The sequence below is a fragment of the Shewanella chilikensis genome (assembly GCF_002836945.1).
Taxonomy (GTDB): Bacteria; Pseudomonadota; Gammaproteobacteria; order Enterobacterales; family Shewanellaceae; genus Shewanella; species Shewanella chilikensis.
Genome location: NZ_NIJM01000001.1, coordinates 139,685 through 158,485, shown reverse-complemented (window position 1 = coordinate 158,485; position 18,801 = coordinate 139,685). Strand labels below are relative to the sequence as shown.

The following is an 18,801-nucleotide window of genomic DNA, read 5'->3' as shown; positions in this document are numbered from 1 at the left end:
ATTTACCGTGATTTCTAATGCTACTTCTGTTAACCGAACACACCCTTGATAGTGAAGAAGAACAGAATAGACAGGCCGGCACCGGCTGGTAGGGTCACGACCCATGAAACTACAATGTTGCGAACCACACCTATATTGATGGCGGCAATACCCCTGGCCATGCCCACACCCAATACCGCACCTACCAGAGTTTGAGTGGTAGAGATAGGTAAGCCTGTACCCGAGGCGATAACCACGGTTGAGGCCGCGGCCAGTTCGGCGGCAAAGCCACGACTTGGGGTCAAGTGAGTAATATTCTTACCTATGGTGGTCATTACGCGCTTGCCGAAGATGGCCAGTCCCATAACGATACCGACGGCACCCAGAGGCAGGATCCACCAAACCAGCGGTGCCTTGGCTTCAATGGCACCGCCACTGTTTACCACAGAAACTACTGCAGCCAATGGGCCAATAGCGTTGGCCACGTCGTTGGAGCCGTGGGCAAAAGCCATACAACAGGCGGTAACAACCATCAGAATGGCAAAGACTCGTTCAACGTTGCCGAAGTTGGTCTGGCGATCATTTTTGCTGCTCATCTTCAGACGGCTGATGGCGATTTTACCCGCAATACCCACCAGAATGGCGATCGCCAGTGCCAACAGATAGGCTTCTACAGTGCTGAACTTGAGACCAACGTGTTTCAATCCTTTGGTGATGGTAACCAAGGACATCACAAAGCCGGCAAATGCCATATAGAAAGGCACATAACGTTTAGCGTTTTCCAAAGGGTTTTCAGTATTGAAAATCAGTTTTTGTACGCTCTGGAAAATCATAAAGGCGATAAAGCCTGAGATGGCCGGGGTGACGACCCAAGAGCCAACGATACCAACGACTTTGCCCCAGGCAACGGCTTCAGTGCCAACACCCACAGCGGCAAAGCCTATGATGGCTCCCACGATAGAGTGAGTGGTGGAAACCGGCCAGCCCAGAGCTGATGCGGCTACCAGCCAGATACCCGCAGCCAACAGAGAGGCTATCATGCCGTAGACCAGTAGCTCGGGACTATCTATGAAGAAAGCGGAATCTATGATCCCTTTCCGTATGGTACTAGTGACTTCACCACCGGCCAGATAGGCGCCGGCGAATTCAAAGATCATTGCGATAATAATCGCTTGCTTAATGGTAATAGCGTTTGAACCAACAGACGTACCCATAGCATTTGCTACGTCGTTGGCCCCAATGCCCCAGGCCATAAGAAACCCGAAAACAGCCGCGATACCTATGAGCCATGGGCCATAGGTGACTAATACATCAACCATGTTGTTACCTTGATAACCTTTTGTTTGTTAGACGCGAGCCAGCATCAGCTCAAGGCGGGAACCGACACGTTCGGCAAGATCTGCCAGGTCACCAACCCACTCAATTATCTTATAGAGGAACATGACATCGATAGGATTAAGTTCAGCTTCCATGGCGAACAGCTGTCGACGCACCTGAATTTGCAGATCATCAGTGTCTTCTTCGATAGCATCGAGTTCACTGATCATTTTGGCTACCAAATCCACTTCACGGCCTCTAAAGCCTGCTTCCAGCAGATCATCGAGCTCGTTGATCGCTTCTTTGGCCAGGGCGACTGCATCCAGGCAGCGCTGCAAATAAGCGATGAATGGGGTTTGGATGGTTTGAGGAACAAGCAGTTGGCGGCCGATGATTCGACCGGAAATATCTTTAGCTTTATTAGCGATTTTGTCCTGTTGGGTCAGGAGCTCCAGTAAGTCAGTCCTTTCTACTGGCATAAACAAGCCACCTGGCAGTGTCAGGCGGATTTCGCGTTTAAGAAAGTCAGCTTCTTTTTCCTCTTGGCTGATCTTCTTGCGAATAGTGACCGCACTGTCCCAATCTTCAGCTATGGTCGCTTCGAAGAAGGGCACGAGTAGCGAAGCACAATCGTATACTTTGTCTATATGCTCTTGCAGAGGTTTTATCGGCGATTTTGCAAACACGCCTAAAATAGAGTTTACTGGCATAGCCGTTTACCTATTTAGGTTATTCCACTATTGGAAATGCGGGCGAATGTTAACCCAAGCGTCCGCTTATTGAAACTGTGTTTTTACAGAAAACACGTCAGTTTTTATTCTATCGGGTTATATATCACCCGACAGGATAATCCTAGGTCATTTTTGTGACAACAATATGACATTGTGACCTTTGCATGACGAGATGATGAATTTTTGATGACAAAATGAGCAGTAGTGCACCATGGATGCCGACAATCAACAAAATGAGATAGAACTTAAGCTCTTTTTCCCCGCCGCAGAAGTCAGTCACCTGACTACATTTCTGAACTCCTTACCTGCCGCCACACCCCAGGGATGCCGACAGTTGAGTAATGGCTATTATGATACGCCCGAGCTGGCACTGCGTCAGCTGGATATGGGGCTTAGAGTCCGCGGATGTGACGGCAAGCGGGAACAGACCATAAAAACAGCCGGCCGGGTCAGCGGTGGGATCCACAGTCGACCGGAATACAATGTCGATATTGATGTTAACAGCCCTATTTTATCGCTGTTTCCTGCTGAAATCTGGCCTGAGAATACCGACATCGACGCACTGCAAGCCCGGCTCGGTTGCCTGTTTCATACCGATTTTCAGCGTTGCTGCTGGTTGGTTGTTCAGGGGGAGAGTCTGATAGAGCTGGCACTGGATACCGGCACTATCACTGCCGGGGGACGGAGCGAATCGCTTTGTGAGTTGGAGTTTGAACTCAAGCGGGGCCGGGCGGCCGATCTCTTACCGCTGGCACAGCTGGTGGCAGCCAATGTGCCTCTGCGCCTGGGGAAGGCCAGTAAGGCGCAGCGAGGCTATCGCCTGGCGCAGCAGGCCAGTCCACTGGCGTTGGAGGCGCTGCAATATATCAGCTTGCCTTGTGATAGTGATATCAAGGCAACACTCTTGGTGGTGCTGGAAACGGCGTTGGAGCGTTGGCAATTGCTGGAGGGTATGATTGCCGAGAGTTTTGATGATCCGTCAGGGCAAGCGCTCTTGTGGCAGCGTCTGCGCTCTTGTGTGCGCCTGCTGCGCTTGACTTTGGGGCAGTTTACTCTGGGCAACAGCCAGACAGATGCGGGATTTGCCTGGCTGGAGCAGCAACTCGGCTTTGTAACAGAAGCCAATTATCTCACGCGTTTGGCCCAGGATAAGTTGCTGCTTGGTAAGTTGGCCGATGCAGATGATGTGCGTGAACGGGCATTGCAACAGCTGCAAAAGATGGATTTCCGCAGCCGCTTGCAAGCGCTATGGCAGGATTGCCGCTATGGTCAGCTGCAGTTGCAACTGGTGAACATGTTGCTCGAGCTCGCCAGTGGTGAGATGCAGATAGTCGTGGCCGGAGGTTTGCGGGGAACCTGTGACGGTCTGCAGGAGGCTTCCTGGCAAAAGCTGCTCGCGGCCATGCCGGGGGATGAACTCAGCCGTGATGATTATTTGAATCTGGCTACCGCTTTAGATGAAGGTATTTTGGTGGGGCTGGCCTATGGCAGTCTCTACTCATCCAAGGCTCGTGATAGTTTCCGCGCGCCCTGGCAGGATTTGAGTCAAGGGATCATTAGTCTTGGCGCTTATGTCATGGCCGAGCAGTTGGCGCCTGAGTTTGCCGAAGCCCTGGCCGACAAACAGCAGAGTTTGACTTTTGCTATGGAACAATCCCGTAAGATGGCGCTGCAGCAACATCCTTACTGGCGCTGATGCCTGGTAAGAGTTCCGGACGAATCGCTCGCGAGTAAGCATTAAGAAGGACGCCTCGGCGTCCTTCTTAGTTGATTCTATTCGTCCCGCTGTTGCTGCGCCAACTTCTGTTTCAAGTCGGCGATTTCCGTCAGCATCTGTTGTTGGTTAGCTTCCATACGTTCGAGTACCAGATCCAACTCGCTCTTAATGACCTTGCTTTGGTTTTCCAGGCTCTCTTGCTCATCGGGGGCGACAAACAGCGATGCCATATAACCGGAAATAACCCCGAAGAAACTGACCCCGCAGACGATGACTACGCCACCTATCACATGGCCTACTGTCGTCACAGGGTAAAAGTCACCGTAACCTACGGTTGAAATAGTCACAATCGCCCACCAGATAGCGTTTTCGGCGGTTTGAATATTGGCGCCTTCGACGCCGCTTTCCACCAGCAACATCATGACCGAGGCGATAGTGATGATAGTCACCATGGACACCAGTAGACTGGCGATGGTGGCCTGACGCCTTTGTTTTAGTAGTGGCCCTATCAGGGAACTGCTCATGCGAATGAGCCGCAATACCCGGAGGATCTGGAATAAACGGGCGAAGCGCAGCGCTTCAATCGCCGGAATACTGGCGACAAAGTCGACCCAATGGTATTTGATGTAGGCGAGTCGATTTTCTGCCCGGAAAAGCCCTATCAGAAAATAACTCATAAAGATAAAACAGATACCCGTATCGATGTAAAACAGTAGCTTGTGGGTTTCGGGATCGACAGGGACAAAGGTCATGATCAGGATCACAACCACAGAAATCAGCGACAATAACATCATCGCCAATTCGAAAGGGGATACTTGAACAGGCGGCTTCAGGAACCAGCGAGATTTATCCGGCATTGGTTCTTCCATTGAAAAACTAGATATCCTTTCAGGGTAAAAGACTTACCGTTTCCTGTAAACGCGCGTGTTTATTGTTCGTCTACGAATTGTACCAGGTCTTCCAATACCCGTTTTTTAATTTCTAGCTGTGCATCCGGCGTCAAGCCGTATTTTTCGGCGAGCTGGACATAGTCGGCAGGACTGAGCGAAACGGTTAACCGTGGCCGCTTGGGACGCTTGGCCACGGATAAACCCAATATCATGCGGATCTGATCTGAAGGGCTGACACCTGTATCCAGGGCCGCCTTGCGGATAGAGTATTGAAACCTTTCATCCAGATCGAATGCTACCTGAGTCGCCTTGGCAGCCTTTTGGTTTTGTAACCATTTTTCCGGATAAGGGTGGTTCTTGCTCATGCCGCATTATTCTCCTGGCCAGTAGTCACGAATATCGCTGAGGGGGCGGTAAAGGGTCAGCGCAACGTCGGTTTCGCCTCCTTCATAGACTTCGATATCCACAGCGCGAGACTCATCGTCATCCAGCAACTGATAGCTTTCGAAGGCATCACCTGTTGCACCGTCAGCATCCTGAGGAGGCCTGAGTCCACGGTAATCTTCCCGGTGGAAATAGCCAAACTCAGCAAAACTGACCTGATGGTAGTGTTTCCCGAGCCATTGCTCAAGCATCTCAGTCTCGGCAGTGAGTGCCTTGGTACTCAGCTCAGCTTTCCCCGGCTCATCGAAGATGGCGGAGAAATCATCCAGATCGAATAAGGCATCCACCTGAGCGCGGCTTATCTTCAGCGAGAAAGCCAGCCAGGTTTCGTCGTCTTCATCCAGCCCCAGATAGATGGCTTCGCCGCTGTGCCCCTTGAGTACCCATTCAGTCGACTGACTGCGCTGATACTCATAGGTATTGACGGCTTCGACCCTAAGCTGCTGCCCGCGCAGATGCGCGGGCAGGGCAAAGCTGTCATCAAGGGAGATCATATCGCCCTTTTGCAGCTCTGATGGGTGCTTAAGCTGACGCACTGGAGTTTCTTTTTTGCCAAACAGGCTGCCAAAGAATCCCATAGGTTATCAGCCTTTCTTGGCTTTCAAACGCTCGAGCACATCGCTGGCGTTGCTCTTCTGCTCACCGATACCGGCTTCAGCCAGCTTGGCTTTCAGCGATTGGTCGCTGTTCTCGGCTTCCAGGTTTTCGGCAGCCTTCAAGCGGTCGTCAAACTGTTGCTGACGTGCCTTGATACGCTCCAGTGAGTCTTTGGCGTTGAGCAGCTTGGAGTTGCTTGACGCGAAAGAGTCGGTAATGGAAGCCGTGGCCTTTTGCACGCTTTCAGTGGTCTTGACCATGCTCAACTGGCGCTGATAGTCGGCCAGCTGGCGTTCGGTCTTCTTCACTAGATCTTTCAGGCGGGCAGCATGGGCACTGAAGCTGTCGTTGGCAGTTTGTTGCTCGGCCAGTTCCATTTCCAGCTGGGCAATTTTCTCGGCCACTTCCAGTGCCAGGGTTTCATTGCCTTTTTCCAGTGCCTGAGTGGCATAGCCTTCATGCTCGGCGACAGCACGTTTAATGCGATCGATTTCACGGCTGGCTTGCATCTCTTTGGCCATCACATCTGTCAGTTCACGCTTGGCCTTGGTGAGGTGTTTCTCGGCGTCACGGATCTCCTGTTCGAAGATGCGGGTTGAATTGGCATCCACTATGCTTTGGCCGACTTCGTTGGCCCCACCGCGGAATGCTGTAAGAATTTTGTTCAGTATGCCCATGATTTGGCTCCTTATTTCAAAAAGTCGACCAGTTCGTCAATGACTTCGAGACAGTTGTCAGACAGGACAGAGAGTTCCTGCTCTATTTCCAGCATGCTCGATTGCAGGGAGAGTGCACCGTAAACCACATACTTATCGTCAATCTTGGCGAATGAAGACAGTGGCATAGGGATGTTGAGTTCCAACATGGTTTCAAACATCTCGGCACGGCGTTCCTGCTTGAGTTCATCCTCTCCCCAGAGATAACTGATGCAGAGGATTTGGTTTTCCGTTACCGAAACAAATACGGGGATCTCTTCACGGCCAACCACATTGACCTGCAACACTTCTACATCCCCTTCAATGGGGTAACAGTCAAACTGGAACCCAGTAGAGCTGTTGTCGCCAAGTCCATTTAAATGATTGGCAATAGTGTGAATATTCATATTTGTCCTCTTTGACATATTATGTCTGCGTTTAAAGATAACATCGAGACATAATATGTCAAGCGTTATCTTTGCCTGTTTAAAAGGTTGCTACACCCTGTTCATCTGTCCATGCCTGCAGGTGGTAGTAATACAGCTGCAGTGAGCCTATGGTGTTGGGCTGAACTTGGTCCATCTTAGTGTAAAACTGTTTCGGAAACTCGAAGGCGCCGCGAATAAGTCCGGGCGTCAACCAGTCATCCTCTACCGGCAGTTGCTGCATCTGCTGCAGCCGGCTCTTGGCGTCCTGGCCATTGAGTGTCCCTATGGTCCAGCCCCATTCGCCAAAGCTGGGCACATTGTGGTGATACTGATTCACCTTGAATCCCGCCAGCGCAAGGGTCTTGCCTACAGAGATAAAGGCCTTGGTCGCATGGTAAGGCGAGGTGGACTGTATACTGATGGCTCCATCCGCGCTCAAAAGTTCCCTGAGTTTTTTATAAAACAGGTCTGAATAGAGCTTATTGAGATCCGGATGGGAGGGATCAGGCAGATCCACTATGATGGCATCGTATTTATCGCCGCGGGCCAGCAAGCGGTCGACACCGTTAAAGGCATCGTCGAAAACCGTTTCCACCCTGGGATCGGCAAAGGCGTTGCCGTTGAGGCCGAGCAATGCTGTCCTGAGATCTTCCGGTACGTCAGCCCCGGGTTCTTTGAATAGCTTGACCATCTCGGCATCGAGATCCACCAGAGTGACCTGCTTGGGTTGCCATTTCAGTACCTGCTTCAAGCCCAATCCATCACCGCCGCCTATGATCAACACCTTGTCGTGACGGGCGCTTGCCGCCAGAGTCGGATGTACCAGGAAGGCGTGATAGATATGTTCATCACTGGAGGAGAACTGCAACCTGCCATTGATATAGAGGGAGTAAACAGGTGGCAGATGGTTACCCATCAGGCGTTTGGTCAGGGTCAGTTGCTGAAACCGGGTAGCCTTGGCATAGACCACCTTGTCTTTATACAGGAGGTTGTTGAACCCTTGCTCCCAAGTCGGCCCCTTAATGGCCAGCATCAGCAGCACTCCTGTGGCCAGTACGTGTGCCGCCAGTAACCAGTTGGCGGCGCGGATCCTGTCCCTGAAGCGGATAATAAAGATAAATCCGGCCAAGAGGTTAAAGGCGGCGGTCATGGCGGCAGCCAGCTGGATATCCAGCGCCAGCATAAAGCCGACCCAAAGCGCGGCGCCGACACCTGCGCCTATATAGTCGGCGCCATAAATGGTGCCGGCATTGTGCAGCAGGTGTTCTTCGGAAAGAGCCTGACGCACCCTGGCAATGAGCGGGATCTCCATCCCTATCATTAAACCGAGTAACACACCCCAGAAATAGGGCAGGTAGCGGGACAACTCCTGAAAACGGCCGATAAAGCCACCCTGAGGCAGATGATCCGGCGGTAGTCCCAGGGTTCGTCCTATCAGTTCCGGCAGCTCGTGGCCAAAACCGATGACAGCTGCGGTGATCAGAATCGCCAGAGAGCCCAGCAAGGCGACAGTCAATTCCAATACTGCAAAGCCACTGAAGGCGCACTTTATCTTGCGGGCGGCAAAGGCCCCCAAGCCCATGGAGACTATCATCAAGCCTATCATGGTGTAGATGGCCGCCTCGAGGGCGCCCAAAATGCGCCCGGCATAATGGGAAAGCAGGTATTCGTATATCAGACCACAGGCCGCCAGTACCCCCATGATCCCTAAAAGCAGGGCATCATCAAGGGCACCCAAGTGGCGTCTGTTGGGCTCTTGGGTGTTGGCGTTACTACTTAGTGCCACGGGATCAGGCCATCAAAGCGGTGAGGATCAGCGCAACCGCTATGCTGATCGCCATTTCAACTGCGGCCAAGCCTATGTTGTGCTGCTTCTCCACCTCATCGGCGAGGTCAATTTTTGCCAGCACCAGGAGTTTGACCAAGGGCAGCAACAGGCTCAGTACCACCAACATAATGAAGGAGAACACCAGCCAGCCAAGGGCGTTGGTGACATAGGCTTCAGGGCTGAAGACGATAAAGTGACTGGCGGCATTGAAGCTCAGCGCCATGGCTATCATCGCCCCGGCATGACGTATCGCCAGGGCGGTATTTCCCTGCGCCAGCGCCTGCTGCATTGAGCTGTCCTGATTGCGGGCGGCGTAGCGATTCTCTCTGAGGCGGGTCAGCAACACCAGCATCAATTGAGAAATAGCGAAGGCGCTGAGGATGGCAATAAAGGTATCCAGGGTCAGATCTTCGGCCCATAGCAGCACGGCGCGGATAATAATCGCAGTGGCGATAGCGGCCGAGGCATCGACTATCGCAACCGACACATTGCCTTTGAGTACCAGGGCGTTCTTGTCGATATTATTCAAGGCGATTTTATCGTGCAAAAAGCGCCCCAGTTTGATTAGCACTAGACCAAACAGGCCGTAGGCGCTCATGCCAATGGCTTCCTGCAGATAACTGTGAGCGGCGGCGCCGGTAATGGCGCCTGTCAGCACTATACCCAGTGCCGCCACAGCGCCGGCGGTGCTGATGCCGAAGGCGAAGTTGTCTCTGACCGCCAGCTCTTCACTGCTGTTTACCCGAATACTCCAGCCCTGCAGGTAGCGGGTCAGAGTGAGCAGTACCACGGCGATAGAAAGGTCGATGGCGAGTATGACGGCCAGTTCCTGAGTGATGCCGAATTCCTGAAATAGAGTCATGTTCATTCCTTAAGTTGTGATCCTGGCTGAGTTATTTGCCCCGGCTGACACCACGGCTGGTGCGACTGCCAGAATTACGGAAACTGCTGTCTTTAGAGTAGTTTGAGCGAAACTTGCTGGCCGATTGCCCACTGCTGGATGGCTTGGGTGCCGCGCTGCTCTGACGAGAGAGGGCGCTGGAGCCGGAGCGGGACTTGGCATAAGGGCTGTCAAAGCGTTTGCCTTGAGAGTCGAAACGTTTTTTGGTGCGCTCATAGACCTGAGTTTGGGCCTTGGCCTGCTTGGGGGAGGTATAGCGATAGCGGCCCACATCATTGTAGTAGCTGTAATCCCTGCCTCTGGACCAGTTGTCATAATAAACCGGCCTGTGGAACAGGTTGGAAAACATGGAGTACATGCCATACCAGGCCCAAAAGGACATGCCGTTGGAATCGGTTTGCCACTGGCCATAGGCGGGGTTACCCACCAACTGGCTGCCGGCACCAAAGTCTTCCGAGTCATTGGCCAGGGTTGAAGCCTCGCGGCTGATGGCGTTGACCCTGGCGAGTTTGCCCTCTGACATATCGGCAATCACATTGACGGGATCTGACAGCATGTCGTTGAACAGGCTTGAGTCCAGCGCTTGATAGAGGTTGTTTTCCTCTTCCAACTGTTGGTCAAGATTAACAAAGTTGCTCGCCACCTTGGCGTCTTTCACCCTGCTTTCCAGTGACTTGTACAGTGGTCCTTTACTGGTGGCATCCAGTGTCAGTTGCTCCACCAGCGGTTGTAATTCCGGCCGCTGCTGCGCCAGAATTTGACCATACTGTTTGAGTAAGATGCCATTGCGCAGCTGGTCTTTGTCCAGCATCTGGCCGAGTTTTTCCAGACGTTGGTCATTCAGCTGTTGCAACTGGGCAATCTGCTCTGGTCTATCGTCACCGCAGGCTGTCAGTGATAACAGCATCAGCAGACTGAGAATACGGATCAGCATTCCTGCCATGTTTTCTCCATTATGATAAGCACTTGAGACTGGCAAACGGTGCTAAAACCTCTGGTCCCGTAGGCCGTCAGTGCAAGTTGGTGTAATCTGTGCACAGAGTATCACCCACAAGAATTGGGGTGAAGTCAGAATCACAGGCATCGACTTGGTAACCCCCATGTCGAGCAGAGATACGTGCAGCAAAATGACATAATATGTCTAAATAGTCTTCAATACAATCGAACAGGGATAACTATGGAATTGGGGTGTGACAGTCAAAAGCCGTTTTCCGAGTTGCTGTGCCGGCAGGCCGGTAAGCATTGGCATCTGCTGGTGGAGCGCTGGCCTGAGGTGGTCACTGAGCTCAGCCTCATCGAGCAGCAGGAGGTGCAGCGGGTTATGGGCCTGAGTGATTATGTTGCCACTCAGCTGTGCCGCCACCCAGAATGGATTGCCCCCTTCTTTAGCGGCCAGCTCACTCGCCTGGATAGACAAGACTTTGCCGACGAAATCCAATCCCTGCTCGACCCTGTCACCCAGGAAGAAACCGCCAAATCAGTGCTGCGAAACTATCGCAACCGGCAAATGGTACGTCTCGCCTGGCGCGACTTCATGGGTTATAGCCCGCTGCAGGAGTCACTGCTTGATCTCTCTGTATTGGCAGAGGCACTTATAATTGGCGCCAGAGACTGGCTCTATCGCGAAATGTGCCAGAGTCTGGGAACCCCCTGTGACTGCGACGGCAAGCCACAACCTTTGATGATCCTGGGGATGGGCAAGCTGGGCGGTCGCGAGCTGAACTTCTCCTCGGATATCGATTTGATCTTTACCTTCCCGGAACACGGTGAGACCCAGGGCGGTCGGCGCAGCCTGGATAACCAGCAGTTCTTTATCCGCATGGGGCAACGCCTGGTCAATCTGCTGGGGCAAGTCACAGTCGATGGTTTCGTGTTCCGGGTCGACATGCGTTTGCGTCCCTATGGCGAGAGTGGCCCGTTGGTGGTCAGCTACAGCGCCCTTGAGGATTATTATCAGGAGCAGGGGCGTGACTGGGAGCGTTACGCCATGGTCAAAGCCCGCGCGCTTGGTCCCTGGACTCAATACTCTGACGAACTTCACGACCTGCTACGCCCCTTTGTTTACCGGCGTTATATCGACTTTTCCGCCATAGATTCCTTAAGGCGGATGAAGCGCCTGATTGCCCAGGAAGTGCGGCGGCGCCAGCTCAAGGACAACATCAAACTCGGTGCCGGCGGTATCCGCGAAGTGGAGTTCGTGGTGCAGAGTTTTCAGCTTATCCGCGGCGGCCGGGAGCCGGCGCTGCGCAGTCAAAGCCTGTTCGATGCCATAGATACCCTCTTTAGTTTGGGACAACTTGAGTACCTGGCGGTAGATGAACTCAAGCAGAGTTATCTGCTGCTGCGCCGGGTAGAAAACCTGTTGCAGGCCATAGGGGATAAACAGACCCAGACCCTGCCGGATAACGGCCTGGATTGGCATCGTCTCTGTTTTGCGTTGGAGATGGCCAATGAAGCTGAGCTGCGCAGTGAGATTGAGGCTGCGATGTTCAAGATTCATCGCCATTTTCGCGATACTGTCGGCGGTGATGAAGATAATGAGGAGCAAAGCGATAGCTGGGCCTGCCAGCTCTGGGTCTGTGACAGCGAGGAAGACATACAATCGCTGCTGGCCGAGCGAGGCATAGAAGACAATGAACTCTGGAGCAGTCTGGCTCATTGGCGCGAGACGGTATCACGCCGGGCCATAGGCCCGAGAGGGCGGGATACCCTGGATAAGCTGATGCCGAAAATGCTTGAGGAGCTGACGCTGCAGCCCAATCCCGGCAAGGCATTCAAGCCGGTAACCGGCGTACTGGAGCAGATCCTGACCCGTACCACTTATCTTGAACTTCTGTGTGAAAACCCTGGCGCCCGCCAACAATTGGTGAGCCTGTGTTGTGCCAGTCCCTGGATTGCCCAGCAGTTGGCGAAATTCCCCATGTTGCTGGATGAACTGATCGATCCGGCGCAGCTTTATGACACCACCTCTCTGGATGACTACGGCAGTGAACTGCGCCAATACCTGCTGCGGGTTCCGGAAGAGGATATGGAGCAGCAGATGGAGGCGCTTAGGCAGTTTAAACTGTCGCAACAGTTGAAAATTGCCGCCGCGGATGTCACCGGGGTCTTACCTATCATGCAGGTCAGCGATCACCTGACTTTTCTTGCCGAGGCCATCATAGAGCAAGTGGTGCAACAGGCCTGGCAGCAAATGACAGAGCGCCACGGCGTGCCGCCTGGCCTGGCTGACGGCGAGATAGGTTTTGCCGTCGTCGGCTATGGCAAGCTGGGGGGCATTGAGCTGGGCTACGGCTCGGATCTCGACCTGGTGTTTCTGCACAATGCCAAGGGTGGCTCGACTGACGGTGACAAGCCGTTGGATGTAGGGCACTTCTATCTCAAACTGGCGCAGCGGATATTACACCTGTTTTCCACCCGCACCATGTCGGGCGAGCTTTACGAGGTAGACATGCGCCTGCGACCATCGGGCGCCTCCGGGCTCTTGGTCAGTGAAATTGGTCGTTTCGGTGAATATCAGCAGCAGGAGGCCTGGACCTGGGAACATCAGGCTTTGGTTCGTGCCCGCTTTGTCTTCGGTGATAACGCCCTGGCGCAGGAATTTCAGGCGGTGCGTGACAGTGTGCTGAGCCAAGCAAGAGACAGGAAAAAACTGGCCAGCGAAGTGCGCGAGATGCGCCTTAAGATGCGCGACCATCTGCTCAAAGCGCCACAGGGAATGTTCGATCTTAAACAAAGCGTTGGCGGTATCGCCGATATTGAGTTTATCGCTCAGTATCTGGTGCTGGCCCATGCCCATAAGCACCCCGAGTTGTGTATCTGGTCTGATAATGTGCGGATTTTTGAGGTGTTGGCCGAGCTTGAGCTGCTGCCCTTGATGTCGGCGCAGCATCTGACCCAGGCCTATTGCATGCTGAGGGATGAAAACCACAGGTTGACTCTGGCCGGTTTGCCTGGGCTGGTGGCACAGGAAAAAGTGGCGGAGCAGGCCGAACGGGTCAGCAACATCTATGAGCTTATTTTGGGGTAAGAGTTATTTATGGCTGATGGGCAGGCTCGGATACAAGAGGTTGATGCCATCTTTATTCGACTTTCAATAACCTGCCCTTGGCTTGCCGGGAGTTCGCTGCAACATTTCGCTTAAGCGGCTGTAGGTGCGGCGAAACTCGAAGCTGAGGGCGCCGCCCTGATAAAGCTGCTCCAGTGGTACTTGGGCATGTAGCACCAGTTGTTTACCCCTGTCATAAAACTCATCTATCAGGGCGATAAAGCGCCGGGCGGCATCATCCTCTGGCGCATAACTGAGTTTTCTATCGCCTGTGCTGACGGCTTCGGCAGCATCTTCGGTGCCGCGGGCGCGGATCCAGCCGCGGCGCTCACCGCCAAGCCTGGGCACATGGCTCAGCAGCAGAGTATCCAGTGTTTCGGCCAGCTCCATATAATCCAGAGTGGATCTCGGCCCTTCGCAGAGCTGATCGAAGCGAAACCAGGCCAGGGATTGTGTGGCTTCCATGGCTTGGAAAAAAAGCGGTCTGCCCATGATGCTGAGTTGCCCTGGGCCCGAGGCGTTTTTTGAAAACCACTGGCTGAAGTCAGGTTCATTGCCAAGCTGCAGCAGGGGAAGTGCCGCCTGGGCATGGGGCGCGCCTTTGGTGAGGCGATGGTCCCGCTCGCCATTGAGGTGCAGCGATTCCATCTTCTGTTGCAACAAGTCGATAGTCGGTAAAAAGCGCTCTCGCTGCAGGCCGTTTTCATAGAGGCGCTCGATTGGCGTATTGGAAGTGCTGACCAGCATAACGCCACGGTTAAACAGGCCTTCGAGTAAACGTCCGAGAATAATGGCATCGCCGATATCCGAGACGAAAAACTCATCGAAGCATAACAGGCGGCATTCTTTGGCCAGTGTGGCGGCAATCTGATCCAAAGGCTCACGGGTGCCGCTGATGCGGTTCAGATCTCTGTGAACCCTGGCCATAAAGTGATGAAAATGCAGTCTGAGCTTGGGTTGCCCCTCGACGGCATTGAAAAAGAGATCCATCAACATGGTCTTGCCGCGGCCGACATCCCCCCACAGGTAGAGCCCGGGGACTTTGTTTCCCTGACCGAGCGCCTGAAAACGCTTATCAAGCGCTGCCAGCGCAGGCAACTGGGCGGGGTCTTGCTGCCAAGGGCCTTGGGCATAGCGTTCAGAGGGGGAAATTGTGTGCTTCATTCTGGACGTCTCATCCTGTGACTGTTATTTAAGTGCCATAAGTGCCGCGGGCGGCCAGTATAGCAAGGGCTTGAGCCTGAAGGAAAAGTGCCTGCCATGCCGCTTCATCTATTCATGGAATAGTGTTCAGTTCCTTTTACGGATAAGATGCGCCTTTTGAGCCATAGGTTGAGGAACAAGCCATGACGGCAGAATTGGCAATCATAGATATTGAGGAAGGTCAGGGCAAAGCCGCGGTGAAAGGAGCGCTTATCACGGCTCACTACCGAGGTTGGTTGAGTGACGGTACTCAATTTGATTCTTCCTGGGATAAGGGGCGTCCCTTTCAGTGTGTCATTGGCACAGGGCGGGTGATCAAGGGCTGGGATCTGGGCTTGATGGGAATGAAGGTCGGTGGCAAACGCCGACTCAAGGTTCCGGCACATCTGGCTTATGGTGAACGCCAGGTTGGGGCGCTGATCAAGCCGAATTCGGATCTTGAATTTGAAATTGAACTGCTGGAAGTCCTGACCCGCGACGATTGAGTCCAGGGCTTTTGAGCGCTATTGGCTCAGATGGATTTTGTTTTTATATAAAGCTGATATTATAGCTTTGCCCTTCATTCATCTGAGTCATAAAAGCACTATGAGCCGTTCCCCCTTCGCATCTTTTCAATGGCATTCAGACATTTTTGCCTGCGACAGTACGGATATCGAACATTTCTATGCCCAACTGCAACAGGAAGTTGACCGTCTGCAGCTGGGTCGCAAGAAGCTGGGCGAAATAGGTGATTATCCACTGGAGCTGTATCAGTCGCCCTCAGCGACGGCGGAGCTGCCTTCTGTGTTGATCAGTGCCGGATTCCACGGTGAAGAGGCTGCCGGCCCTTGGGGTATGCTGCATTTCCTCAGTGAACTGCAACAGGATATTTTCGAGCGAATTAATCTAAGCTTGTTGCCTTTGGTCAACCCCACTGGCTTTGCCAAGGGGCACAGATTCAATAAGTTCGGTGAAAACCCCAACCGGGGGTTTTTACAGCCCAAAGAGGGCGAAGCCAGTTCACCTTCGGTTGAAGGCAAGCTGCTGCTGGAATATGGCCAACTGCTGCAGGGCGCCAGCCGCGAAGGCATATTGACCTGTCATGAAGATGTGTTGCAGCAGCACACCTATATCTATTCTTTTGAGCCCAGACAATCACCCGGCCAGTTCAGTTTGCAGCTGCGTGATACTCTGGGGCGTTTCTTTGATATTGCCGCCGATGGCGATATCGATGGCTGTCCGGTGCAAGACGGGGTCATCTTCAACCACTTTGATACTTCGTTCGAGGCCTGGCTGGTTCGCACCGGTGCCAAGGTGGGTGTTTGCAGTGAAACGCCGGCAACCCAGAATCTGGATCAGCGAATTCTGGCCAACAGCGCCGTGATGCACGCCTTTGTGCAGCAGCAGTTGGCTCCCATCAAGGGGTAACAGCCAAAAGCGATACCGCTCAAAAGCAAGACCCCAGCCTAAGCTGGGGTCTTGCTTTTGAAAGGCTTTCAGGGGTTGAGGCGGGTAGGGATACCGCTTCTGTCATCCAACAGGCGTTTGAGCACGGTGGAGTCGGTGTCGGCATGGGCGATAAAGCGGCTGATGGCCGGGGTCATCTTCAATACCACAGGTGCGGTGGATTCAAACTCGGCCTCGGTGCGCGACAGCGGCTGATGCACTTCCAGATAGCGACCTCCATCCGGCTCCAGGCTGGCCTTTATCGGCTGATTGACAAACTGTACCCGGGTGCCGTTGGGCACAGTATTGAACAAATGTTCGATATCCTGATTGCGCAGGCGGACACAACCTTGGCTGACACGCAGGCCGATACCGAAGCTGGCATTGGTGCCGTGAATGGCATACAGGTTACCGATATAAAGTGCATATAAGCCCATGGGGTTATCCGGGCCTGCAGGCCATACCTTGGGCAGGGTGATACCGTTGGCGGCATATTCCTTGCGGATCCTGGCCGTTGGGGTCCAGGTGGGGTTGGCACGTTTGCGATAAACCTTGGTCACCCAGTTTTCCGGGGTATCCCGGCCTATCTGACCTATGCCTATGGGTAAGACCTGTACCGTATTGCTGTCTTTGGGATAGTAGTAGAGGCGCATTTCGGCCACGTTGATCACTATCCCTTTACGAGGGGCATCCGGCAGGATCAGCTTGTGAGGGATCAGTAATGTGCTGCGTGGCTTGGGAAGAAAAGGGTCGACCCCTGGGTTGGCCTCGGTCATGTTGGTTAGTCCCAGTTGATATTCGTCGGCAACACTCTCCAGTGTGCGCTTGTCATCTGGCACCACATAATACTGGTTGTCACCGACGATACTGCTGCCTTCGGGCGGCAGAGGATATTCAACGGCCTGCGACAGGCAGGCGGGAAGCAACAGGCCCAGTAACAGGGCGAGGCGGGGAATTCTTGTCATAGGATATTTTTCTTCATTAAACGCTGTCAGTCGCCCTGGTTTCAGGCATCAGAGTCGAGCAGGCATCCTTACCTTTTCCGGCGCAGATTTCAACAGATTGCGGCAAAAAAACTATTTCAGTTGTAGGCGTTTTGCCAGTCGATGCAGGTTGCCAGGGTCGACGCCCAACTCGCGGGCACTGGCGGCCCAGTTGTATTGATGCCGCTCCAGCACACTGCGCAGCAGCTGTCTTTGGAACTCCTCTGTGGCTTGCTTGAGTGTGATGGCTTCTGCAGGCGCTGTTGTGTCCAGCTGGCGCGACAGCGCACTTGGAGAGGGGGTCTTTGACTGCAACTCACCCAGTTGCAACTGGCATTGGTTATGGTCACTGGCGGCGCGCGCCAACACGCTGGCGCGGTGCAACAGGTGTTCCAGTTCCCTGACGTTGCCAGGCCAGTCGTTGGCCAGCAGCCAGGCTTCCGATTCGGCGGACAGACTCAGGCGCTCCAGCCCCAGCTTGCTGCGGCAACGTTCAAGAAAATGCCCGGCAAGCAGCAGTATGTCGCGACCCCTTTCTCTCAGTGGCGGTACAAGTAGCGGGAAAACACTCAGCCTGTGGTAGAGATCGGCGCGAAAGCGGCCTTCAACCACCTCGGTTTTGAGATCCTTATTGGTGGCGGCGATAACCCGCACATCCACTGTCAGGCTTCTGTCTTCGCCAACCCGTTGCAGATCGCCGTATTGCAGCACCCTGAGTAACTTGGCCTGCAGCGGCAGGCTGAGCTCGCCTATCTCGTCGAGAAACAAAGTCCCCTTGTCGGCCAATTCAAACTTACCGGCGCGATTGCTGATGGCGCCGGTAAAGGCGCCTTTGACATGACCGAAGAGTTCACTCTCGGCGACCGACTCGGGCAGGGCGGCGCAGTTGAGGTACACCAGAGCCTTGTTGCCTCTGGGCGAGGCGGCGTGTACTGCCTTGGCAACCAGCTCCTTACCCGTGCCGGTTTCACCGAGGATCAACACGTTCAGGTCGCTGGGAGCGACCACGGCAATTTCCCGCTTCAGCGCCAACATCAGCGGGCTTTCCCCCAGAAGTTCACTGTGGCCGGTTTCCGGCAATGGTTGACTCTGGCTCTGTAGCGACAGGCTTTCCAACTTATCCAGCAGCAGGGCATTGCCGAGGGAGGCGGCGGCGATGGCGCTCAGGCTTCGCAACTCTTCATCGCTGAAATCGTCGAACTGGCAAGGGTCCAGACCATCTATGGTCAAGGCGCCTATCAGCTGTTCCTTGTCCAGCAGCGGCAGGCCGATACAGGCATGCACCTTGAGCTTATCTGTGTGGGCGGCTATCAGGCCATCGTAGGGATCCGGCAATTGGCTGTCTGCCGGAAAGCGCACCAGATCGCCGGCGCGGGCGATGGCCTCCAGTCTCGGGTGCTCTGTGATGTTGAAGCTGCGACCGAGTACATCGGCCCTGAGGCCGTCGATTGCCAGTGGGATAAAGCGATTGCCCTGAAATCGCAGCAGAGCGGCGGCATCACAATGGAGATTGTCCCGTACTGTCGCCAGCAGGCGACTGAATCTGTCGCTGTTTGGCAAACCTGAGGTGATATCCAGCGCGATACGGGTAAGATCGGAATGGCTGAGTGGCATA

General features: G+C 53.9%; 17 protein-coding genes. 4 read left to right on the top strand and 13 right to left on the bottom strand.

The genetic code is table 11. The features are described from left to right. Window positions 1-29: 29 nt before the first annotated feature. On the bottom strand, window positions 30-1,298 hold the full coding sequence (locus CX651_RS00690; RefSeq protein WP_101052656.1) for an inorganic phosphate transporter: 1,269 nt from the start codon (window positions 1,296-1,298) through the stop codon (window positions 30-32). Between the two features lie 27 nt (window positions 1,299-1,325). Next, window positions 1,326-2,006, bottom strand: a complete 681-nt coding sequence (locus tag CX651_RS00685; protein ID WP_039034527.1) for a TIGR00153 family protein — start codon at window positions 2,004-2,006, stop codon at window positions 1,326-1,328. A 232-nt stretch (window positions 2,007-2,238) separates the two neighbouring features. Between CX651_RS00685 and CX651_RS00680 the strand changes: the two genes are divergently transcribed. Then, complete coding sequence (locus CX651_RS00680) at window positions 2,239-3,723, top strand: CYTH domain-containing protein (RefSeq protein ID WP_167398127.1); 1,485 nt, start codon at window positions 2,239-2,241, stop codon at window positions 3,721-3,723. 77 nt (window positions 3,724-3,800) lie between these two features. On the opposite strand, the gene CX651_RS00675 is transcribed toward CX651_RS00680, so the two are convergent. The 8 genes from CX651_RS00675 to CX651_RS00640 form a co-directional block, all read right to left on the bottom strand. After that, the gene (locus CX651_RS00675) at window positions 3,801-4,601 is read right to left on the bottom strand and encodes an ion transporter (protein WP_101052654.1); all 801 of its coding nucleotides are present in this window, start codon (window positions 4,599-4,601) and stop codon (window positions 3,801-3,803) included. A gap of 71 nt (window positions 4,602-4,672) precedes the next feature. Next, the gene (locus CX651_RS00670; protein ID WP_100144902.1) at window positions 4,673-4,999 is read right to left on the bottom strand and encodes a hypothetical protein; all 327 of its coding nucleotides are present in this window, start codon (window positions 4,997-4,999) and stop codon (window positions 4,673-4,675) included. Window positions 5,000-5,005: 6 nt separating this feature from the next. Then, the gene (locus tag CX651_RS00665) at window positions 5,006-5,656 is read right to left on the bottom strand and encodes a hypothetical protein (RefSeq protein ID WP_039034530.1); all 651 of its coding nucleotides are present in this window, start codon (window positions 5,654-5,656) and stop codon (window positions 5,006-5,008) included. Between the two features lie 6 nt (window positions 5,657-5,662). Further along, a complete protein-coding gene (locus CX651_RS00660) occupies window positions 5,663-6,352 on the bottom strand; it encodes a PspA/IM30 family protein (RefSeq protein WP_025010358.1) in 690 nt (229 codons plus the stop codon). A gap of 11 nt (window positions 6,353-6,363) precedes the next feature. Next, window positions 6,364-6,777 carry a YjfI family protein gene (locus tag CX651_RS00655; protein WP_025010359.1) on the bottom strand — a complete coding sequence of 138 codons (414 nt, stop codon included), beginning with the start codon at window positions 6,775-6,777 and terminating at the stop codon, window positions 6,364-6,366. Between the two features lie 79 nt (window positions 6,778-6,856). Next, window positions 6,857-8,584: a polyamine aminopropyltransferase gene (locus tag CX651_RS00650; protein WP_101052651.1), complete on the bottom strand. Its 1,728-nt coding sequence runs from the start codon at window positions 8,582-8,584 to the stop codon at window positions 6,857-6,859. A 4-nt stretch (window positions 8,585-8,588) separates the two neighbouring features. Further along, the gene (locus tag CX651_RS00645) at window positions 8,589-9,488 is read right to left on the bottom strand and encodes a DUF350 domain-containing protein (protein ID WP_101052649.1); all 900 of its coding nucleotides are present in this window, start codon (window positions 9,486-9,488) and stop codon (window positions 8,589-8,591) included. Window positions 9,489-9,519: 31 nt separating this feature from the next. Further along, window positions 9,520-10,470 (bottom strand): hypothetical protein, encoded by a 951-nt coding sequence (locus CX651_RS00640; RefSeq protein ID WP_101052646.1) that lies wholly within the window; start codon window positions 10,468-10,470, stop codon window positions 9,520-9,522. Window positions 10,471-10,704: 234 nt separating this feature from the next. Between CX651_RS00640 and glnE the strand changes: the two genes are divergently transcribed. After that, window positions 10,705-13,557 (top strand): bifunctional [glutamate--ammonia ligase]-adenylyl-L-tyrosine phosphorylase/[glutamate--ammonia-ligase] adenylyltransferase, encoded by a 2,853-nt coding sequence (gene glnE, locus CX651_RS00635; protein WP_101052644.1) that lies wholly within the window; start codon window positions 10,705-10,707, stop codon window positions 13,555-13,557. 63 nt (window positions 13,558-13,620) lie between these two features. Here the strand turns inward: glnE and zapE are convergent, their stop codons facing one another. Further along, window positions 13,621-14,739 (bottom strand): cell division protein ZapE, encoded by a 1,119-nt coding sequence (gene zapE, locus CX651_RS00630; protein WP_071237745.1) that lies wholly within the window; start codon window positions 14,737-14,739, stop codon window positions 13,621-13,623. 182 nt (window positions 14,740-14,921) lie between these two features. Between zapE and CX651_RS00625 the strand changes: the two genes are divergently transcribed. Both CX651_RS00625 and CX651_RS00620 read left to right on the top strand, forming a co-directional pair. Then, on the top strand, window positions 14,922-15,263 hold the full coding sequence (locus tag CX651_RS00625; protein WP_025890081.1) for an FKBP-type peptidyl-prolyl cis-trans isomerase: 342 nt from the start codon (window positions 14,922-14,924) through the stop codon (window positions 15,261-15,263). A 100-nt stretch (window positions 15,264-15,363) separates the two neighbouring features. Then, window positions 15,364-16,185, top strand: a complete 822-nt coding sequence (locus tag CX651_RS00620) for an N-acetyl-ornithine deacetylase (protein ID WP_025890080.1) — start codon at window positions 15,364-15,366, stop codon at window positions 16,183-16,185. Window positions 16,186-16,253: 68 nt separating this feature from the next. On the opposite strand, the gene CX651_RS00615 is transcribed toward CX651_RS00620, so the two are convergent. Together CX651_RS00615 and norR are read right to left on the bottom strand one after the other, a co-directional pair. Then, complete coding sequence (locus tag CX651_RS00615) at window positions 16,254-17,168, bottom strand: L,D-transpeptidase family protein (protein ID WP_025890079.1); 915 nt, start codon at window positions 17,166-17,168, stop codon at window positions 16,254-16,256. Window positions 17,169-17,279: 111 nt separating this feature from the next. Then, window positions 17,280-18,800: a nitric oxide reductase transcriptional regulator NorR gene (norR, locus tag CX651_RS00610; protein ID WP_101052642.1), complete on the bottom strand. Its 1,521-nt coding sequence runs from the start codon at window positions 18,798-18,800 to the stop codon at window positions 17,280-17,282. Window position 18,801: the final 1 nt, after the last annotated feature.